The 15,695-nt window shown below is 58.4% G+C and carries 13 protein-coding genes; all 13 read right to left on the bottom strand.

Going from position 1 to position 15,695, the window contains the following annotated elements:
- Positions 1-24: 24 nt before the first annotated feature.
- Positions 25-1,614 carry a peptidoglycan DD-metalloendopeptidase family protein gene (locus tag RMR21_RS06395; RefSeq protein ID WP_498670091.1) on the bottom strand — a complete coding sequence of 530 codons (1,590 nt, stop codon included), beginning with the start codon at positions 1,612-1,614 and terminating at the stop codon, positions 25-27.
- Positions 1,615-1,912: 298 nt separating this feature from the next.
- On the bottom strand, positions 1,913-2,566 hold the full coding sequence (locus RMR21_RS06390) for a protein-L-isoaspartate(D-aspartate) O-methyltransferase (protein WP_498669831.1): 654 nt from the start codon (positions 2,564-2,566) through the stop codon (positions 1,913-1,915).
- Positions 2,563-3,339 (bottom strand): 5'/3'-nucleotidase SurE, encoded by a 777-nt coding sequence (surE, locus tag RMR21_RS06385; RefSeq protein ID WP_498669830.1) that lies wholly within the window; start codon positions 3,337-3,339, stop codon positions 2,563-2,565. The genes RMR21_RS06390 and surE overlap by 4 nt, the downstream gene beginning before the upstream one ends.
- A gap of 22 nt (positions 3,340-3,361) precedes the next feature.
- Positions 3,362-4,645, bottom strand: coding sequence for a serine--tRNA ligase (gene serS / locus RMR21_RS06380; protein WP_498669829.1), 1,284 nt, complete (start codon positions 4,643-4,645; stop codon positions 3,362-3,364).
- Positions 4,646-4,737: 92 nt separating this feature from the next.
- Positions 4,738-5,550 (bottom strand): twin-arginine translocase subunit TatC, encoded by an 813-nt coding sequence (gene tatC, locus RMR21_RS06375; RefSeq protein ID WP_498669828.1) that lies wholly within the window; start codon positions 5,548-5,550, stop codon positions 4,738-4,740.
- Positions 5,547-6,383, bottom strand: coding sequence for a Sec-independent protein translocase protein TatB (gene tatB, locus RMR21_RS06370; protein WP_498670090.1), 837 nt, complete (start codon positions 6,381-6,383; stop codon positions 5,547-5,549). The genes tatC and tatB overlap by 4 nt, the downstream gene beginning before the upstream one ends.
- Positions 6,384-6,445: 62 nt before the next feature.
- Positions 6,446-6,682 (bottom strand): twin-arginine translocase TatA/TatE family subunit, encoded by a 237-nt coding sequence (locus RMR21_RS06365; protein WP_498669827.1) that lies wholly within the window; start codon positions 6,680-6,682, stop codon positions 6,446-6,448.
- A 159-nt stretch (positions 6,683-6,841) separates the two neighbouring features.
- The gene (gene scpB, locus RMR21_RS06360; protein ID WP_498669826.1) at positions 6,842-7,573 is read right to left on the bottom strand and encodes an SMC-Scp complex subunit ScpB; all 732 of its coding nucleotides are present in this window, start codon (positions 7,571-7,573) and stop codon (positions 6,842-6,844) included.
- A complete protein-coding gene (locus RMR21_RS06355; RefSeq protein WP_498669825.1) occupies positions 7,563-8,393 on the bottom strand; it encodes a segregation and condensation protein A in 831 nt (276 codons plus the stop codon). The genes scpB and RMR21_RS06355 overlap by 11 nt, the downstream gene beginning before the upstream one ends.
- Positions 8,394-8,441: 48 nt before the next feature.
- A complete protein-coding gene (nagZ, locus tag RMR21_RS06350) occupies positions 8,442-9,458 on the bottom strand; it encodes a beta-N-acetylhexosaminidase (RefSeq protein WP_498669824.1) in 1,017 nt (338 codons plus the stop codon).
- An 87-nt stretch (positions 9,459-9,545) separates the two neighbouring features.
- Positions 9,546-12,482, bottom strand: a complete 2,937-nt coding sequence (locus RMR21_RS06345; protein ID WP_498669823.1) for an SPOR domain-containing protein — start codon at positions 12,480-12,482, stop codon at positions 9,546-9,548.
- A 66-nt stretch (positions 12,483-12,548) separates the two neighbouring features.
- Positions 12,549-14,306: an arginine--tRNA ligase gene (argS, locus tag RMR21_RS06340; RefSeq protein WP_498670089.1), complete on the bottom strand. Its 1,758-nt coding sequence runs from the start codon at positions 14,304-14,306 to the stop codon at positions 12,549-12,551.
- 88 nt (positions 14,307-14,394) lie between these two features.
- A complete protein-coding gene (locus RMR21_RS06335; protein WP_498669822.1) occupies positions 14,395-15,612 on the bottom strand; it encodes a deoxyguanosinetriphosphate triphosphohydrolase in 1,218 nt (405 codons plus the stop codon).
- Positions 15,613-15,695 lie beyond the last annotated feature (83 nt).

The raw sequence follows: 15,695 nt of genomic DNA, 5'->3' as shown, positions 1-15,695 counted from the left end.
TTTTCCATTCTTGAGACGCAATACCTACTCAAGGAAAGAGGATGGGTTCACTGGTGTGGCGTCCTTGCGGACTTCGAAGTGAACCTGTGGACGCTTGGCGCTGCCGGTCATACCGGACGTCGCAACCGTCTGGCCGCGCTGAACCTTCTGGCCACGCTGTACATCAAGGTTTGCGGCATTGCCGTAAACCGTGACCCGACCGTCGTCGTGACGAATGAGGACGGTGTTGCCAAGCTGCTTCAGGCCGTTGCCGGAGTAGATGACGACGCCGTTTTCAGCAGCCTTGATCGGCGTACCCTCTGGCACGGAGATGTTGATGCCATCGTTGCGGCTGCCATCGACGTTTTCACCGAAACCGGAGATCACGGCGCCGCGAACCGGCCAGCGATATTTGCCGATGCCCGTGGACTCCGGCGCAATCGACGCCATGTCCGACTTCTTCTCGACGTCGCTGACGCTGGCGTCTGCGGCCGGCACCTTCGGTGCTTCGACCTTCGCCGTAGCCACCGGCGCTTCGACTGGCTTGGTCGCCGCCGGTGCCTGATGCTGAACCGATGCCGTCTTGATGCCGTCGGTGCCTGCACCCGGTATTTTCAAGGTCTGACCGATGCGAACGCTGCCATCGGTAATGCCGTTTGCAGCTTTCAGGTCGGCAACCGATACGCCATTTGCGCGAGCGATCTTAGCAAGGCTGTCGCCTGCCTGAACCTTGTAGCCACCGGCTGGCGGAAGGGGCTTGCCGCCGGGAGGCGTCAACTTGCCTGCTTCTGCCGAGGCCTTGTCGCGAGCAGCACCCTGCGATGGCAGAACGGCTACGTTCTGTTCGGAACCACGCGTCGGTGTCGGGCCGTTGTTGTTCTTGCTGAGGTCGATATTGCCGGATGCAGCGCGAGCCGCGTTGCGGGACTGGCCGAACTTCGGAATGATGATTGACTGACCAGGCGCCGCCGCAGATGCGCTGGAAAGACCGTTAGCCTGAAGCAACGCCTTCTCCGGCACACCATAGCGCTTGGACAGCGTTGCGATGGTCTCACCCGACTTCAGCGTGACAGACGACGCACCATCGGTGTGCCAGCCGTTGTCAGCGGCCTTGATGGAGCCCGTGGAGAGATTGTCCGCACCGTTGCTCTGCATGCGCGCCGACGCCATGGAAGGAGCCGAATTCGACCGCGCCGAAGGCATTGGCTGCGCCATCGCTTCGTTACGCGTAGCAGGCTCGCGGTTGCTGGAGGGCGAAGGAGCTGAAAGCTCCTGACGTTGAACGGATGCCGAAGACGAGGCTACGCGTGCAGACGAGCGCTGAACCGAACCATAGCCACCACTGGACGCCGGATAAGGCTGGTTCATCGCCGTGTTCTGGTTGGCATAACCACCCTGCGGCGCGGAGGCGGCATAGCCACCGCCGTTGTTCATATCGTTTTGCGGAACGGGCGCAGGTGCAGCACCGCCGCGCGAAGGAATGGATGCTGTCGTCATCTGGTCTGGTCCGCTGGAAAACAGGCCGCCAAATCGCGTGGCGTCCGAACTACAACCCGTTGCGACGCTTGCCAGCAATGCCGCTGCGAACATCTTTGCGACTGATTTTCCGATTTTAGGCGAATTACTCATACGCATGACTCGATCTACACTGACGCCAACCGCCGCATCGGGATCGATCCGGCTGAAAATTACACTCTGCAAGGCCCCTCTCCCGAGTTGGGAAAACCATGCGTTGATGGAGATGATTAAAGCGCGTTAGTGTTACCACGCCGTTAAAACGTCATGCCGTTTTGATATTTTTTGACACTTCGATAACCATGACAGGGTGCAAAATGCCCTATACTACAGGCGTTTACCTCTAAAAATATTTTTCAATCAATGCGTCGCTAAAAATGAAGACAATATGCAGACAACAGGACCGGGTCTCATTTCGTTACAGATACCGCGCAATGTGCGGCTCAATAGCCAGATAAGGCGTTTCGAACATTTCCTCGCGCTCGAATCGGCTGCCCGTCTTTGAAAAACGGGTCATGACGCAGCGTCCGTCTTCCAGCAGGATCGGCGCGATCATCATACCGCCCGACACGATCTGCTCGGTAAAAAAGCGCGGCATATCGGTAAAGGCGGCTGTGGAAATGATTCGGTCGAACGTGCCCTCGCCTACCAGACCATTCATGCCATCGGCCTGCCTGATCACCACATTGCGAATGCCAAGATCGTCCATGCGGTTTTGTGCCATCTCAACGAGCGTCTTGTAGCGATCAATCGACACAACGCGCTCCGAACGCCCCGCCATCACTGCCGTCATGAAACCGCTGCCGGTACCGATCTCCAGTACCCGCTGGCCAGGTTTGACCTGAAGCCGGTGAACGAGCTTCACCGCCATATCGGCGCTTTCCATGAAGGACCCGCAGTCGATGGGAATAGTCCGGCTGGAATAGGCTTCCGCTGCAAATTGTGCCGGCACGAATTGCGAACGCGGACACTGCTCCACCGCCGTCAACAGATCGATATCAGAAATGCCTTCGGCTCTTAACCTCAACACCAGGGCTGCGAAGCCCTCTTTCTCGACCATTGCGGATTTCAACCTTGCACTCCAAGTCCAAGCGCTTTCGCCACGCGATCTTTCATGGTGTAATCGGTCAGGTCAAGCTTGAGCGGCGTTACCGAGATACGGCCATCCCTGACAGCATGAATATCGGTGCCCTCGAGAAAATCGCCCAGTCGCTCGCCGAAACGCAGCCAATAATAGGGCAGACCCCGTCCATCCTGACGCTGCTCGACATTCATGCCGAAATCAAGCTTACCCTGACCCGTCACGCTCACGCCCTTTACATCGGCGGGAGCGCAGTTGGGGAAGTTGAGGTTGAGAAATGTCTCGGCGGGAAGATCGACATCGATCAGTTTGCGGATGAGATCAGGGGCATAGGTCTCAGCGACCTCCCAGGGAACGATGCGCTCTGCGTGGCCGGTGTAAGCATAGGCCTGGCTCAAAGCAAATGAGCGAACGCCCTGGAGCGTGCCTTCTATGGCACCCGCAATCGTTCCGGAATAGGTCACGTCGTCGGCCATGTTGGCACCGGAGTTGACACCTGAAAGCACCAAATCCGGCTTGCCCGGCAACACTTCGCGCACACCCATGATCACGCAATCGGTCGGTGTCCCGCGCAGCGCGAAATGCTTGTCGGAAATCTTGCGCAGACGCAGGGGCTCGGACAGCGTCAGAGAATGGGCAAGGCCACTTTGGTCCGTTTCCGGTGCAACGATCCAGACATCGTCGGACAGAGTGCGGGCAATACGCTCCAGCACTGCCAGCCCTTCGGCGTGAATACCATCGTCATTCGTCAGCAAAATCCGCATGGTGTTCTCCTCCCAAAGCTACTCAAGCCGCCTTTTCGATCCGCGTCAGCCCACCCATGTAGGGCAGCAGCACGTCTGGGATGGTCACCGACCCGTCTTCGTTCAGGTAGTTTTCCAGGACAGCGATCAGGCAGCGACCAACAGCCGTGCCCGAGCCGTTGAGCGTATGCACGAACTTGGTCGACTTCTCACCTTTGGCGCGGTAGCGCGCATCCATGCGCCGTCCCTGGAAATCGCCACAGACCGAGCAGGACGAGATTTCGCGGTAGGTATCCTGACCGGGAAGCCAGACTTCGAGGTCATAGGTCTTGCGCGCGCCAAAGCCCATGTCGCCGGTGCACAGCATCATCGTGCGGAAATGCAGGCCGAGGCGTTTCAGCACCTCTTCGGCGCAGGCCGTCATGCGCTCATGTTCCTCAATAGCGCTTTCGGCATCGGTGATCGACACGAGTTCGCACTTCCAGAACTGGTGCTGGCGCAGCATGCCGCGTGTATCGCGACCGGCAGAGCCCGCCTCCGAGCGGAAAGACGGTGTCAGCGCCGTGAAGCGCAGCGGCAGCTTTTCAGCATCGAGAATTTCCCCAGCGACGAGGTTGGTCAGTGTCACCTCAGCCGTCGGAATCAGCCAGTAGCCATCGGTTGTCCGAAACAAGTCTTCGGCAAACTTCGGAAGCTGGCCGGTGCCATACATCGCCTCGTCGCGCACCATCAGCGGCGACGACACTTCGGTATAACCGTGCTCGCTGGTGTGCAGGTCGATCATGAACTGCCCGAGCGCACGCTCCAGCCGGGCGATCTGGCTGGTCAGCACCGTAAAGCGCGAACCGGACAGCTTGGCTGCACGATCGAAATCCATGTAGCCGAGAGCCTCACCGATTTCGTAATGTTCCTTAGCCGGATGGTTCCAGCCGGGCTTCTGGCCAACAACGCGAGCAACGATGTTGTCGTGCTCGTCCTTGCCCTGCGGCACGTCATCGAACGGCAGGTTGGGAATGCGCGACAACGCATCGGTCAGTTCAGCCGAAACCTGACGATCCTCTTCCTCAAGGCGCGGCATGCTCTCCTTGATGTCGGCAACTTCGGCCTTGAGTTTTTCAGCAAGCTCGGCGTTCTTCTGCGCCATCGCCGCGCCGATTTCCTTGGATGCGGTGTTGCGGCGCGACTGCATGTCCTGCAGCGTCTGGATCACGGACCGGCGTTTTTCATCCAGCGCAATCAAACCAGCGGATTGCGGCTCGGCGTTGCGCCTGGCAAGGCCAGCATCGAAAGCTTCAGGGTTTTCGCGTATCCATTTAATATCGTGCATCGTGGTTCCAGACCGTAATTTGCATCATGTTTTGAAAAACAAAACGCCGGGACATGAGGCCCGGCGTCTGAAGAAGATCCTGGCGGAAACCGTCAGTCCTCACTGGAATCCTCAAGCTCACGGCCTGCATTTTCCTCAGCGCGCTTCTTCTCCACGAGTCGAGCCAAATGTATGGAAATCTCGTAGAGAAGGATTGCGGGCAACGCAAGACCGATCTGGGACATCGGGTCCGGCGGTGTCAGAACGGCAGCCACGACGAAAGCGCCGACAATCGCGAATTTGCGTTTCTCCCTGAGCCATTGGCTGGTCAGCAAGCCAACCCGTGCCAGAAGCGTCGTCACCACCGGCAACTGGAACACCAGACCAAAGGACAGCACCAGCGTCATGATGAGGCTGAGATACTCCGAAACCTTCGGCATCAGCGAAATCGCGACCTCACCATCCTCGGGCAATTGCTGCATCGCGAGGAAGAACCACATGACCATGGGCGTGAAGAAGAAATAGACCAGAGCGCCGCCCAGAAGAAACAACAGCGGTGACGCGATCAGAAACGGCAGGAAGGCTGCACGTTCGTTCTTGTAGAGACCCGGCGCCACGAACTTGTAGAGTTGGGAAGCGATGACCGGAAACGATATGACCAGCGCGCCGAACATCGCGACCTTGATCTGGGTAAAGAAGAACTCCTGCGGCGCGGTGTAGATGAGCGAGGACTTGGCAACGTCCAGACCGGCCCAGATCACCGCCCATTTATAGGGAATGACCAACAGGTTGAAGAGGTGCTTAGCGAACGCGAAGCAACCGATGAAGGCAATGAAGAAAGCGCCAAGCGACCAGATCAGCCGCGTGCGCAGTTCCATGAGGTGTTCGATAAGCGGCTGTGGCTTATCTCCGATATCGGCACTCATGCTTCACCCTTTTTGGCTTTGGCCGTCTTGACGGTTTTTGCGGGTGTGACCGACGCCACCGTTTCTGGATCGGTCTTTTTCACCATCGCCTTGGCCTTTTCGACCATAGGCTTACCCGCTGCGACTGTCGCCTTGGCGGCCCTGACCTTTGACACTTTTGCCGCAACCTCGGTCAGAACAGCAGGTTGAGTGCTCTTGGGTGCGGCGGGTTTACCACTGGCCGTTTTTGCAGCCTCGGTCTTGGCCGAAACGGTCCTCGTGACGCGCTTGGGTTTCGAAGCCACCTTTTCAGCTTCGGCTTCTTGTACGGATTTCTTAGATGCCGATTTGCGTATGGTCTTTGGCTTCTGCCCGGTTTCCGCCGCAGGCGCTACACTTGTGGTCGCCGCAGTTGCTGGACCGACCGCCGTTGCCGCAGCAGCAACCTCCGTGGCAATGGCAGGCGGGCCATCGGGGAGTTTCATCTCAGGCTCGGACAGATTGACCGCCGGTGCGCCGGCAGGCGCGCTGGTCGCCGGGGAGCTTGGAGGGGTCGTTGCACCCTTCAAATCAGCCCGGATTTCGTTGCCCAGCTGACGAAGCGGGTTCATCGCATCGCGAATCGAATTCGTCGGGTTGAGATTGCGCACATCGGATATCGTCTGACGAACGTCGTCCATATCGGCTTCTTTCAAAGCCTCATCGAATTGGCTGCGGAAATCGCCGGCCATCTTGCGCAGACCGGCCATCGTCTTGCCGAAAGCGCGGATCATGGGCGGCAAGTCCTTCGGGCCGACGACAACGATCAATACGACCGCAATCACCAGAAGCTCGCTCCAGCCGATATCAAACATCATAAAGCTCCTGACACACGCAGTGTCGCGGAGCGGCTTTCAGCACCGCACCGCAAAATCGATTACTTGAGCTCATCAGCCTTGTGGTCGACCGTCCGTGTGTGGACAGGAGGGGCCGCTTCTTGCGTGGTGTCGTGGTCTGCCGGGCGCTGTGTGCCGTCTTCGTCGGCCATGCCCTTCTTGAAGCTCTTGATACCCTTTGCAACATCGCCCATCAGTTCCGGAATTTTGCCGCGACCAAACAGGACCAGCACGATCACCAGAACGATCAGCCAATGCCACACACTAAAAGAACCCATAACGCAAACTCCCTGAATTTTGCTTTGAACCGATGTAAGACGTTTGCGGCGGTTTTTCAAACACCAAAATGGCTATTCAACAAACGAAAAGGCACTATAAATCCAGGAATTGACAAATGTTGGCAACTCTTTGTGATTGCGGCGACAATAGAACAGGCGTCAGCGTTCCGGCTCGTCACCGCTGGGCGCCAGCAGTCCCAGTTCCTCGAGGTCGAGCTGGGTGATCGGATCTTCGTCCTCCGTGAGTTCGTCGCTCATGGAAGGCAATGGAATGCCGAAATTGGAGGGTATGCGGCCAGATAGCAGCCCTGCGCCCTTCAGCTCGTCCAACCCCGGCAGATCGCGCAATTCCTCCAATCCGAAATGATCGAGGAAGTCCACCGTCGTTCCCATGGTGACGGGTCGTCCCGGCGTCCTGCGCCGCCCGCGAAACCGCACCCAGCCCGCTTCCATCAGCACGTCCAACGTCCCGCGCGAGGTCTGCACGCCGCGGATTTCCTCGATCTCCGCTCGTGTTACAGGCTGGTGATAGGCAATGATCGCCAAGACTTCCAAGGCGGCCCGCGACAGCTTCTTCGGCTCCTTCTCATCCATGCGGATGACGAAGGACAGATCGCCTGCCGTTCTAAAAGCCCACTGCCCACCCACCTGAATGAGATTGACGCCACGCTCCGAATAGATGCCCTTCAGCTTCCACATCAGCGCTACAACGTCGACGCCCTTCGGCAGACGTTCGGCAATGAAGGCTTCGGACACCGGTTGAGCCGAAGCAAAAACCAGAGCCTCTGCAATGCGTTCGGCATCCTTCATCTGCCGATCGGTGATCACAGGTTCTGCTCCCGCATCGCTCGTCACGACTGCGTCCTCGTCCGCATTCAGATCACTCGACATTCCTAGTCCTTTCACGGCCAGTGCCCTTGCGCATGAAGATCGGCTGGAACGCGCCGTCCTGGCGAATTTCCAGCGATCCCTCGCGCACCAGTTCCAGCGATGCGGCAAAGGCACTTGCCATTGCGGTGGCCCGCATGGAGGGGTCGGCAACATATTGCAGCAGATAACGATCCAGCTCGGTCCACTCGCCGATCTCGCCCAGCATGGAGGTCAAAAGCTCACGGGCATCGACCAGCGACCAGACCTGCCTTTTTTCGATGGTGACCTGGGTAATGGCCTGACGCTGGCGAAGATTGGCGTAGGCGCTCAGAAGGTCATAAAGGCTCGCCTCGAATGACGAGCGGCTTTTGTGGGGGATATGCTCCGGCGCGCCACGGGCGAAGACATCGCGGCCCAGATGATGGCGGTTGACCAGCCGCTCGGCTGCCTCGCGCATGGCTTCCAGCCGCTTGAGCCTAAAGGCAAGCGTTGCCGCCATTTCCTCGCCGCTCGGGCCATCGTCCTTGCTTTGCTGCGGAATGAGAAGCTTCGACTTAAGGAAGGCCAGCCAGGCCGCCATCACCAGATAGTCGGCGGCCAACTCGATACGCACCCGCCGCGCCTGTTCGACGAAGACGAGATATTGCTCGGCCAGCGCCAGAACGGAGATGCGGGATAGATCGACCTTTTGCGTGCGGGCAAGATGCAGCAACAAATCAAGCGGACCTTCAAAGCCCGCAACATCGATCATGAAAGCCGCTTCGCCGGTGGCTCGCTCGGGCTTGATATCCTCCCAGAGCTTTTCCATCGGCGCGCCGCCGCGCGATTTATCTGTCGCCATTCATTCGTCCACCAGGCCCGTCAATGGAAAACGCCCGGCTGGATCGCCTCAGGCAATTGGCAGCATGGCGTTGAATTCGTCTCTCAGTGCCGTTTCGTCTGCACCATCAGCCACCGGAAATCCAGTTTCGACGGCCCGAACACGCTCGAGAGACTTGCCGGAAAGAACAGGAACCTCTTTCACGACCTGCAGCATTTCATCCATCACGCCGTTGCAATGCAAGACCATATCGCAGCCACCCGCAATAATATTGGCCGCACGTTCGCCCAGCGTGCCTTTCAAAGCGTTCATCGAGCTGTCATCGGAGATGAGCAGGCCATCGAAACCCAGGCGACCGCGAATGATTTCGTTGATGACGATCGGCGATGTGGTGGCCGGGCGCTCGGCATCGATGGCGGTAAACACCAGATGCGCGCTCATCGCCATCAGTTCCTTGCTCAAGGCGCAAAACGGCACGAAGTCATGCCTATCCAGCTCGTCCAAGCGCACATCGACCACCGGCAATTCATGGTGCGAATCGACCAGACCTCGGCCATGGCCGGGAATATGCTTCATCACGGGCAACATGCCGCCCGCTTTCAACCCATCGGCAGCCGCCTGCCCCATGGCCGCCACCAGTGCCGGATCGAACCCATAGGCACGGTTGCCGATGACGTTGCTTGCGCCTTCGACAGGTACGTCGAGAACAGGCAGGCAATCGACGGTGATGCCCAGTTTCATCAGGTCAAACGCGTGCAGGCGGGACATCAGCCAGGCCGCACGCAACCCCTGCTGCTGGTCACGCAGGTAGATGTCGCCCAGTGCCTGCGCATTGGGGTAGGATTGCAGGATAGGCGAGCGGATGCGTTGGACACGGCCGCCTTCCTGATCGATCATTACGGGCGCATCGGCACGGCCAACGGCATCACGCATGGAGGTGACGAGATCCTGGATTTGCTTGATATCACCGATATTGCGCCCGAACAGAATGAAGCCCCAAGGCTGCTCGGCCCTATAAAGCGCGATCTCGTCCTGCGTCAGGGTCAGGCCGCTACAGCCAAGGATCATAGCTTTCGTTTCAGTCATGGATTCGTCCCGCTTGAAAAATAGATAGGCATAAAAAAGCCGGGACAGTAAAACTATCCCGGCTCCATCTTTTGCTTAGCCCCAAAATCACCGAGCGATCAGGCAGCTGCCGCCAGCAGAGCGAAAACGCTCGCACAGCGCTGCGGCTTCGTTCTTGTCGCCAGCTGGAATGCGCACACGATAGAAGGTGCCCTTGCCAGCGATTTCGGCGGCCTTGATGTCCACACCCCGACCGCCAATGACGGAGCCGAACTTCGCGGACAGGTTCTGGTACGATTTCTGGGCTTCTGCCTGGCTTGGAAGCGAGGCGACCTGCACAAAGTAACCGCCCGCGGACGACGCATTGGTGGCCGGTGTTGGAGCAGCGGCGGTTTCCTGCGCAGGCTGCGAAGGCGGAGCCGGGCGAACGTTGCCTTGTGTCGTGACAGCAGCCGTGACAGTGGTCGGCTGAGACGCTGGACGCGACGCAGGCATTGGTGCCGCCGTCTGTGCAGGCTTCGCCGCTGCGGCGACAGGTGCCTGTGGCTGCTGAGCAGGCGGCTCTGGCGAAACAGCAACACGTGAGGCGGAAATCACCGCAGGTGCACGTTCAACAGCAGCCGTTGTCTGAGGTGCTGCAAGTTCGTCAACACGGTCTGCCTGTGGCGCAGATGGTGTGGCCGGAGCCGGAACGTCCTGCGCAACCAGCGTGCCATCAGGCTTGACGATCATCGTGCGGACCTTGCGCGGCGAAACATTGACCGGCGAACCGCCCTGATTTTCAGCCGAACGCGCCGTCTCGTCCGGAGACAACAAGCGTGGATCTTCAGTATCACCGACCGGGGTCGACGCAACCCCGTCCATGTCTTCGTTCTCGCCTTCAAGCGGCAATTGCTCTGGGATCAGCGTGCGCTGCACGACATCAACCGGCTGCTCATCGGAAGAGATCAGCGAAGACTGTTTTGGATCGGCAGGTGCACCACCAGCGACACGGTTGTAAACCGCCTTGTCCTGGTTCGGAACGACGCGCCCCCCAGGATTATCGGGCACGACCTTGGTCGGCTCGCTATCAGCGGAAATGATAACCGGTGCGCCATTGGAGCCGGAGCTCAAAGAGCCACCGGACATCAGAGCATAGGTGCCCCCGCCGATCAGGAGAACGCCGACAGCAGCGGCCATCGGCACGAACCAGCGGCGCGCGCTGCCGCGATCTTCGTCGTCGCTGTAACGAACGGGCTGGGTAATCGCGGCGCGGGCCATGTGCTCGCCGGAGGAGCGCGTTTCGGCTGCTTCTTCCATGCTGCGACGGAAATCCTGCTCCAGCGCACGTTCGAACTCATCGACCTCTTCCTGCGTCGGCTGCAGCTGGCCTGAAACCGGGCGGCCATCGGCGTTTTTATGGCGGTCAAGACCACCTGTCGCCGCAGGAGCAAAAAGCGAAGCCAGTTCGGTGTCGAGATCGAGATCTTCTTCCTGTCGACGCGGTACAGGCTTTGGCTCGAACACGCTCATCGGCAGTTCGGGCACTTCCATTTCGGTGATGGTTTCCGGCTGGTCTTCCGTCTCGCCGATCTGCGACGGATCAAACGGCAGGCTTTCGAGCGTCGCAGGTGGCGCGACGACAACCGGCGCCACAGGACGCGGTGCTTCCTGTTTGATGACCGGTAGCGCAAAAGGTTCAGCACGCACGGTGGCGACCGCCACTGGTGCGGATATCGGGGCAACAAATGGCTTTGGCTGAGCCTGAGCCTGCGCCACAGGTGCAGGCGTCGGTTCCGTTGCAACGGCGACATCGATATTGGCAATCTCGGACAGATCGATATCGAAATCGAAATCATCAAGAGCCAGCTCGAAATCATCATCCTTGAACGTATCGAAATCGCTCATATCCGGCTCGGATTTCGCGATAGTCTGGACAACAGGTGGCTCCGCTCGCGCAGGTGCAGGCGGCGGCGTGACAACAGGCGGCTCAACCGAAACAACCGGCTCAACGCGGGAAGAAGGCGTCGCGGTGGTCGCTTCCTTGCTGCTGATTTCGTATTTCGCCACATCGTAGATCAGTTCATCCATCGCCGAAAGCTTCAGCCCGGCTGGAATGGCAGGTTCGACATGGTTGGCAGGAGCAGTAAGCGGCTGTGTGAACTCGGCGGAAACGGGTGCCTGAACGACCTGCTCGGCCGGCGACGCGGCGACGGGTGTCGGGCGTGGCGCTCCGAAATTCGCCAGCGGTAAGCGAAGGCTGGAATAATCAAGCGACGAACGGCGGGCAATCGGTGCGGGCGCCTGCGACGGTGCGACCGGTGCGTCAGTCACGGACATTTCGAGTTCGCTGATGAGATCGATAGGCGAACCGCCGGATGTCTCCGCCATACGCTCCCAATCGGCATTCTGGACGACAGCGGGTGCAACATAGTACGGTGCAGGCGTATCTTCGACGGGACGTGCGTAAACCGGCTCAACGGCAGGCTGCTCGTGATACGAAACGGGTTCGACGTGAGCGACTATTTCCTCAACCTGAGAACCGGTAGATACATCTTCGAAAACCGGTTCCGCCGCCTGATGGACTGTCCCGCGTTGGGACACGTCGAACAAAGCTGCGACAGACGCAGGGTCGTCGCTAAAATCGTCGCGCAGGTTGCTGGCGGCCGTACTATCAGCGCTATGCTCTGCGACCAGATACTCCTCGGCGTCGGCGGGCGCATACTGCTCCACCGGCTGAATCTCAGGCTCCTTGCGCGCAAAGACGGATTCGACACGCTGCATGAACTCACCGGCGGGGACCGGCGATGTACGCACGTCGTTTGCGGCGTCGAGAACGATTGGCTCATGACGGGGAGAATCATAAATGGCGAATTCGCGAAGCAATTCATCTTCGAGGTTGAATTCGGGCTCACGGCGCGGCCCTGCTTGCTGTGAAACCGGCGCAGCAACGTGGGATGGCCGATCCTCTTGCCCGACAAGACGCGCCAATTGCGCTAGAGGATCGTTGTCGTCGAACTGTTCTGTCCGGTTTTCCCGGTTATACGCGACATTTTTATCGACCATTACGTGTTCCACCATCTACGCGTCAAAGCTCTTGCCAGCGTATTGTGAGCAAATAATGGTGAGATGTTATCGCATTTCGTCGGGTGCGTCTGCTCCTAAAAGCGTCAGTCCAGACTTCAGTACATTTGCGACAGCATTCACCAGCCCTAACCTGGCAACACTTAATTCTCGGTTTTTATCGTTAACAAAACGTAATCCTGGCTGATCTTTACCTTTATTCCAATGCCCATGGAAGGAACTTGCGAGATCATAGAGGTAAAACGCCAGTCTGTGCGGCTCATGATTGAGCGCGATGGACTCGATCATGCGCGGATATTCTGCCAGTTTAGCAATCAGCTGCAATTCATTGATATCACTAATCAATGATGCACTGGCCACCATGGTCTCCGAGGACACATCCAGGTCTGGAAACGCCTCGTTTGCCTGCCTGAAAACGGACTTGCAGCGGGCATGCGCATACTGCACATAAAACACGGGATTATCTTTGGATTGCTCCGTTACTTTAGCAAAATCGAAATCCAGAGGCTCCGAGCTCTTGCGATAGAGCATCATGAATCGCACCGGATCACGTCCGACCTCATCCACAACCTCGCGCAAAGTCACGAAATCGCCTGAGCGTTTCGACATTTTGACGGGCTCGCCATCACGAAAAAGTTTGACCAGCTGGCACAAAAGAACCGTCAGTTTGGACTTGCCCTCGGACACGGCCCGCGCCACCGCTTCCAGCCGCTTGACGTATCCGCCATGGTCGGCGCCCAGAACATAGATCATCTCGCCGAAGCCGCGGTCGTACTTATCCTTGAAGTAGGCAACATCAGCAGCAAAATAGGTGTAGGAGCCATCGGACTTGATCAGCGCACGGTCCATGTCGTCACCGACTTCAGTGGAACGGAACAGCGTCTGCTCGCGGTCTTCCCAGTCATCCGGCAACTCACCTTTGGGCGGCGGCAGCGTGCCCTTGTAGACATGCCCCTTGAAGGTGAGGTCGTTGATGGCAGACAGAATGGGGCCAGCGTTACCGGCATGCAGCGTGCGTTCCGAATAGAACACGTCGTGCTTCACGTTCAGCGCAGCCAGATCCTGGCGGATCATCACCATCATCGCGTCGATGGCCTTGTCCTTGACGATCGGCAACCATTGCTCTTCCGGCATGGCCCGCAGCTTGATGCCGAATTCATCGACAAGCGCGTGGCCGAGCGGCACCAGATAATCACCCGGATAAAGACCGGGGGGAATGACACCGATCTCTTCGCCCAGAGCTTCGCGGTAACGCAGGAAGACGGAGCGTGCAAGCACGTCGATCTGTGAGCCGGCGTCGTTGATGTAATATTCCTTGACGACCTCGTAACCGGCAAAAGACAGAAGGTTCGCCAGCGTATCGCCCACGACGGCGCCACGGCAATGGCCGACATGCATGGGGCCAGTGGGGTTGGCGGAGACGTATTCCACGTTCACCTTCTTGCCCGCACCGATGTTTGAGCGGCCGTAATCAGCGCCGTTCTCGATCATGTCTGCCAACAGGCGCTGCCAATAGGCAACGGAAACGCGGATATTGATGAAGCCAGGACCCGCGACATTGACGCTATCGACGTCTTCGTCGCGTTCCAGCACAGGCGCGATGAGTTCTGCCAGCGCACGCGGATTGGTGCCGAGTGGCTTTGCCAAGACCATGGCGGCATTGGTCGCGACATCGCCATGAGTGGAATCGCGTGGCGATTCCACGGTGATGCGGCCGAAATCCACCGCATCGCGATGCGCCTTGACGAGATCGATCGTCTCGAGCGCGTTTTTGATTCTGGTGTCGAAATCGGCAAAAATATTCATCATCATATACCTGCGCAAACGTCTTGCATCTCAGTCCGGGCAATCCGGCTTACCGGACCCTTGGATCGGGTCCACATTTGCCCGCTGCCTACCGCAAATCGGGTGTATGGTCAAACAGGCGCTGGTGCGCTTTCAGTGCATAACTATCGGTCATACCGGCCAGATAATCCCCGACATGACGGGCTCTCGCGGCCACGCTCATGCCCGCAATACTGTCCACCCAGTAGTGGCTTTGCATTTCGGCAGGCGTTTCCATGTAGCGGTGAAACAGGTCGGTGACGATCTGTGTCGCCCCTGCCCTGATCCGCATGATATCGGCATGACGATAGATATGCGCAAACAGCAACTTCTTGATCTGCCTGTCCGTTTCCGCCATTTCGGGAGAAAACGTCGCGACGGTGAAGCTCGCCGCGCGGATGTCGGCGGAGCATGTCGGCTTGAGCTTCAACAGATTGTGCTGGGCAACGCCGATCACGTCTTCGACCATGCGGGTGATCTGGCGGCGCATGATTTCATGGGCGAAGCGCTCGTTTTCGAGGTTTGGATATTTGGCCCGCACGTCCGCCATCAGACCACTGAGGAAAGGCACCTCCTCCAGCATCTCGAATGTCAGGTAGCCTGCACGCAGACCGTCATCGATGTCGTGCGTGTTGTAGGCGATATCGTCGGCGATGGCAGCGACCTGGGCTTCTAGGCTGGCGAAGGTGCCGATTTCCAGATCCTGCAATTGGCAATATTCGAGAATGGGCAGCGCCACGGCACCATGGCCATCCCTGGCATTTTCGCCGACCAGCGGACCGTTGTGCTTGACCAAGCCTTCCAAGGTTTCCCACGTCAGGTTGATACCGTCATATTCGGCATATCGGCGTTCCAGCTTGGTGACGATGCGCAGCGACTGGGCGTTGTGGTCAAAGCCGCCATAGGGCTTCAACATGGCATCTAGCGCGTCCTCACCGGTGTGGCCGAACGGCGTGTGTCCAAAATCGTGAACCAGCGCAACGCCTTCCGCAAGGTCCTCATCAAGCTTCAAAGCCCGCGCCAGAGCACGGGCAATCTGCGCCACCTCCACCGTGTGCGTCAGGCGTGTGCGATAGTGGTCTCCATCGGGGCTGATGAAGACCTGCGTCTTGTGCTTGAGGCGTCGGAAAGCTGTGGTGTGGACGATGCGATCGCGATCACGTTGAAAATCAGAGCGTGTGAGGCTGGAGGTCTCGGGGAACAACCGTCCACGCGTCGTCCATGGATCGGTGGCATAGACCGCCCGATCTCCGCTGCCGAAACCCAGTGCACGCTGATCGATTATCATTCTTTACCCTGCTGAACTCTATCACGCGGTCTTGCCATTGACCTTTTCCCTTACCCTTCATACCTATCCCGAAGGTTGCCGCA

The organism is Agrobacterium sp. rho-8.1 (assembly GCF_033957725.1).
GTDB lineage: Bacteria > Pseudomonadota > Alphaproteobacteria > Rhizobiales > Rhizobiaceae > Agrobacterium.
The sequence above is the reverse complement of the archived record's forward strand: the minus strand, read 5'-3'. Positions and strand labels throughout refer to the sequence as shown.

Coding starts and splice junctions, on each gene's coding strand:
- nagZ (WP_498669824.1), bottom strand. CDS start 9,458: ATGACTGAAACGAAAGCTATGATCCTTGGCTGTAGCGGCCTGACCCTG.
- scpB (WP_498669826.1), bottom strand. CDS start 7,573: ATGTCGAGTGATCTGAATGCGGACGAGGACGCAGTCGTGACGAGCGAT.
- serS (WP_498669829.1), bottom strand. CDS start 4,645: ATGCACGATATTAAATGGATACGCGAAAACCCTGAAGCTTTCGATGCT.
- argS (WP_498670089.1), bottom strand. CDS start 14,306: ATGAATATTTTTGCCGATTTCGACACCAGAATCAAAAACGCGCTCGAG.
- RMR21_RS06365 (WP_498669827.1), bottom strand. CDS start 6,682: ATGGGTTCTTTTAGTGTGTGGCATTGGCTGATCGTTCTGGTGATCGTG.
- RMR21_RS06355 (WP_498669825.1), bottom strand. CDS start 8,393: ATGGCGACAGATAAATCGCGCGGCGGCGCGCCGATGGAAAAGCTCTGG.
- RMR21_RS06335 (WP_498669822.1), bottom strand. CDS start 15,612: ATGATAATCGATCAGCGTGCACTGGGTTTCGGCAGCGGAGATCGGGCG.
- RMR21_RS06395 (WP_498670091.1), bottom strand. CDS start 1,614: ATGCGTATGAGTAATTCGCCTAAAATCGGAAAATCAGTCGCAAAGATG.
- RMR21_RS06345 (WP_498669823.1), bottom strand. CDS start 12,482: ATGGTCGATAAAAATGTCGCGTATAACCGGGAAAACCGGACAGAACAG.
- surE (WP_498669830.1), bottom strand. CDS start 3,339: ATGCGGATTTTGCTGACGAATGACGATGGTATTCACGCCGAAGGGCTG.
- tatB (WP_498670090.1), bottom strand. CDS start 6,383: ATGTTTGATATCGGCTGGAGCGAGCTTCTGGTGATTGCGGTCGTATTG.
- tatC (WP_498669828.1), bottom strand. CDS start 5,550: ATGAGTGCCGATATCGGAGATAAGCCACAGCCGCTTATCGAACACCTC.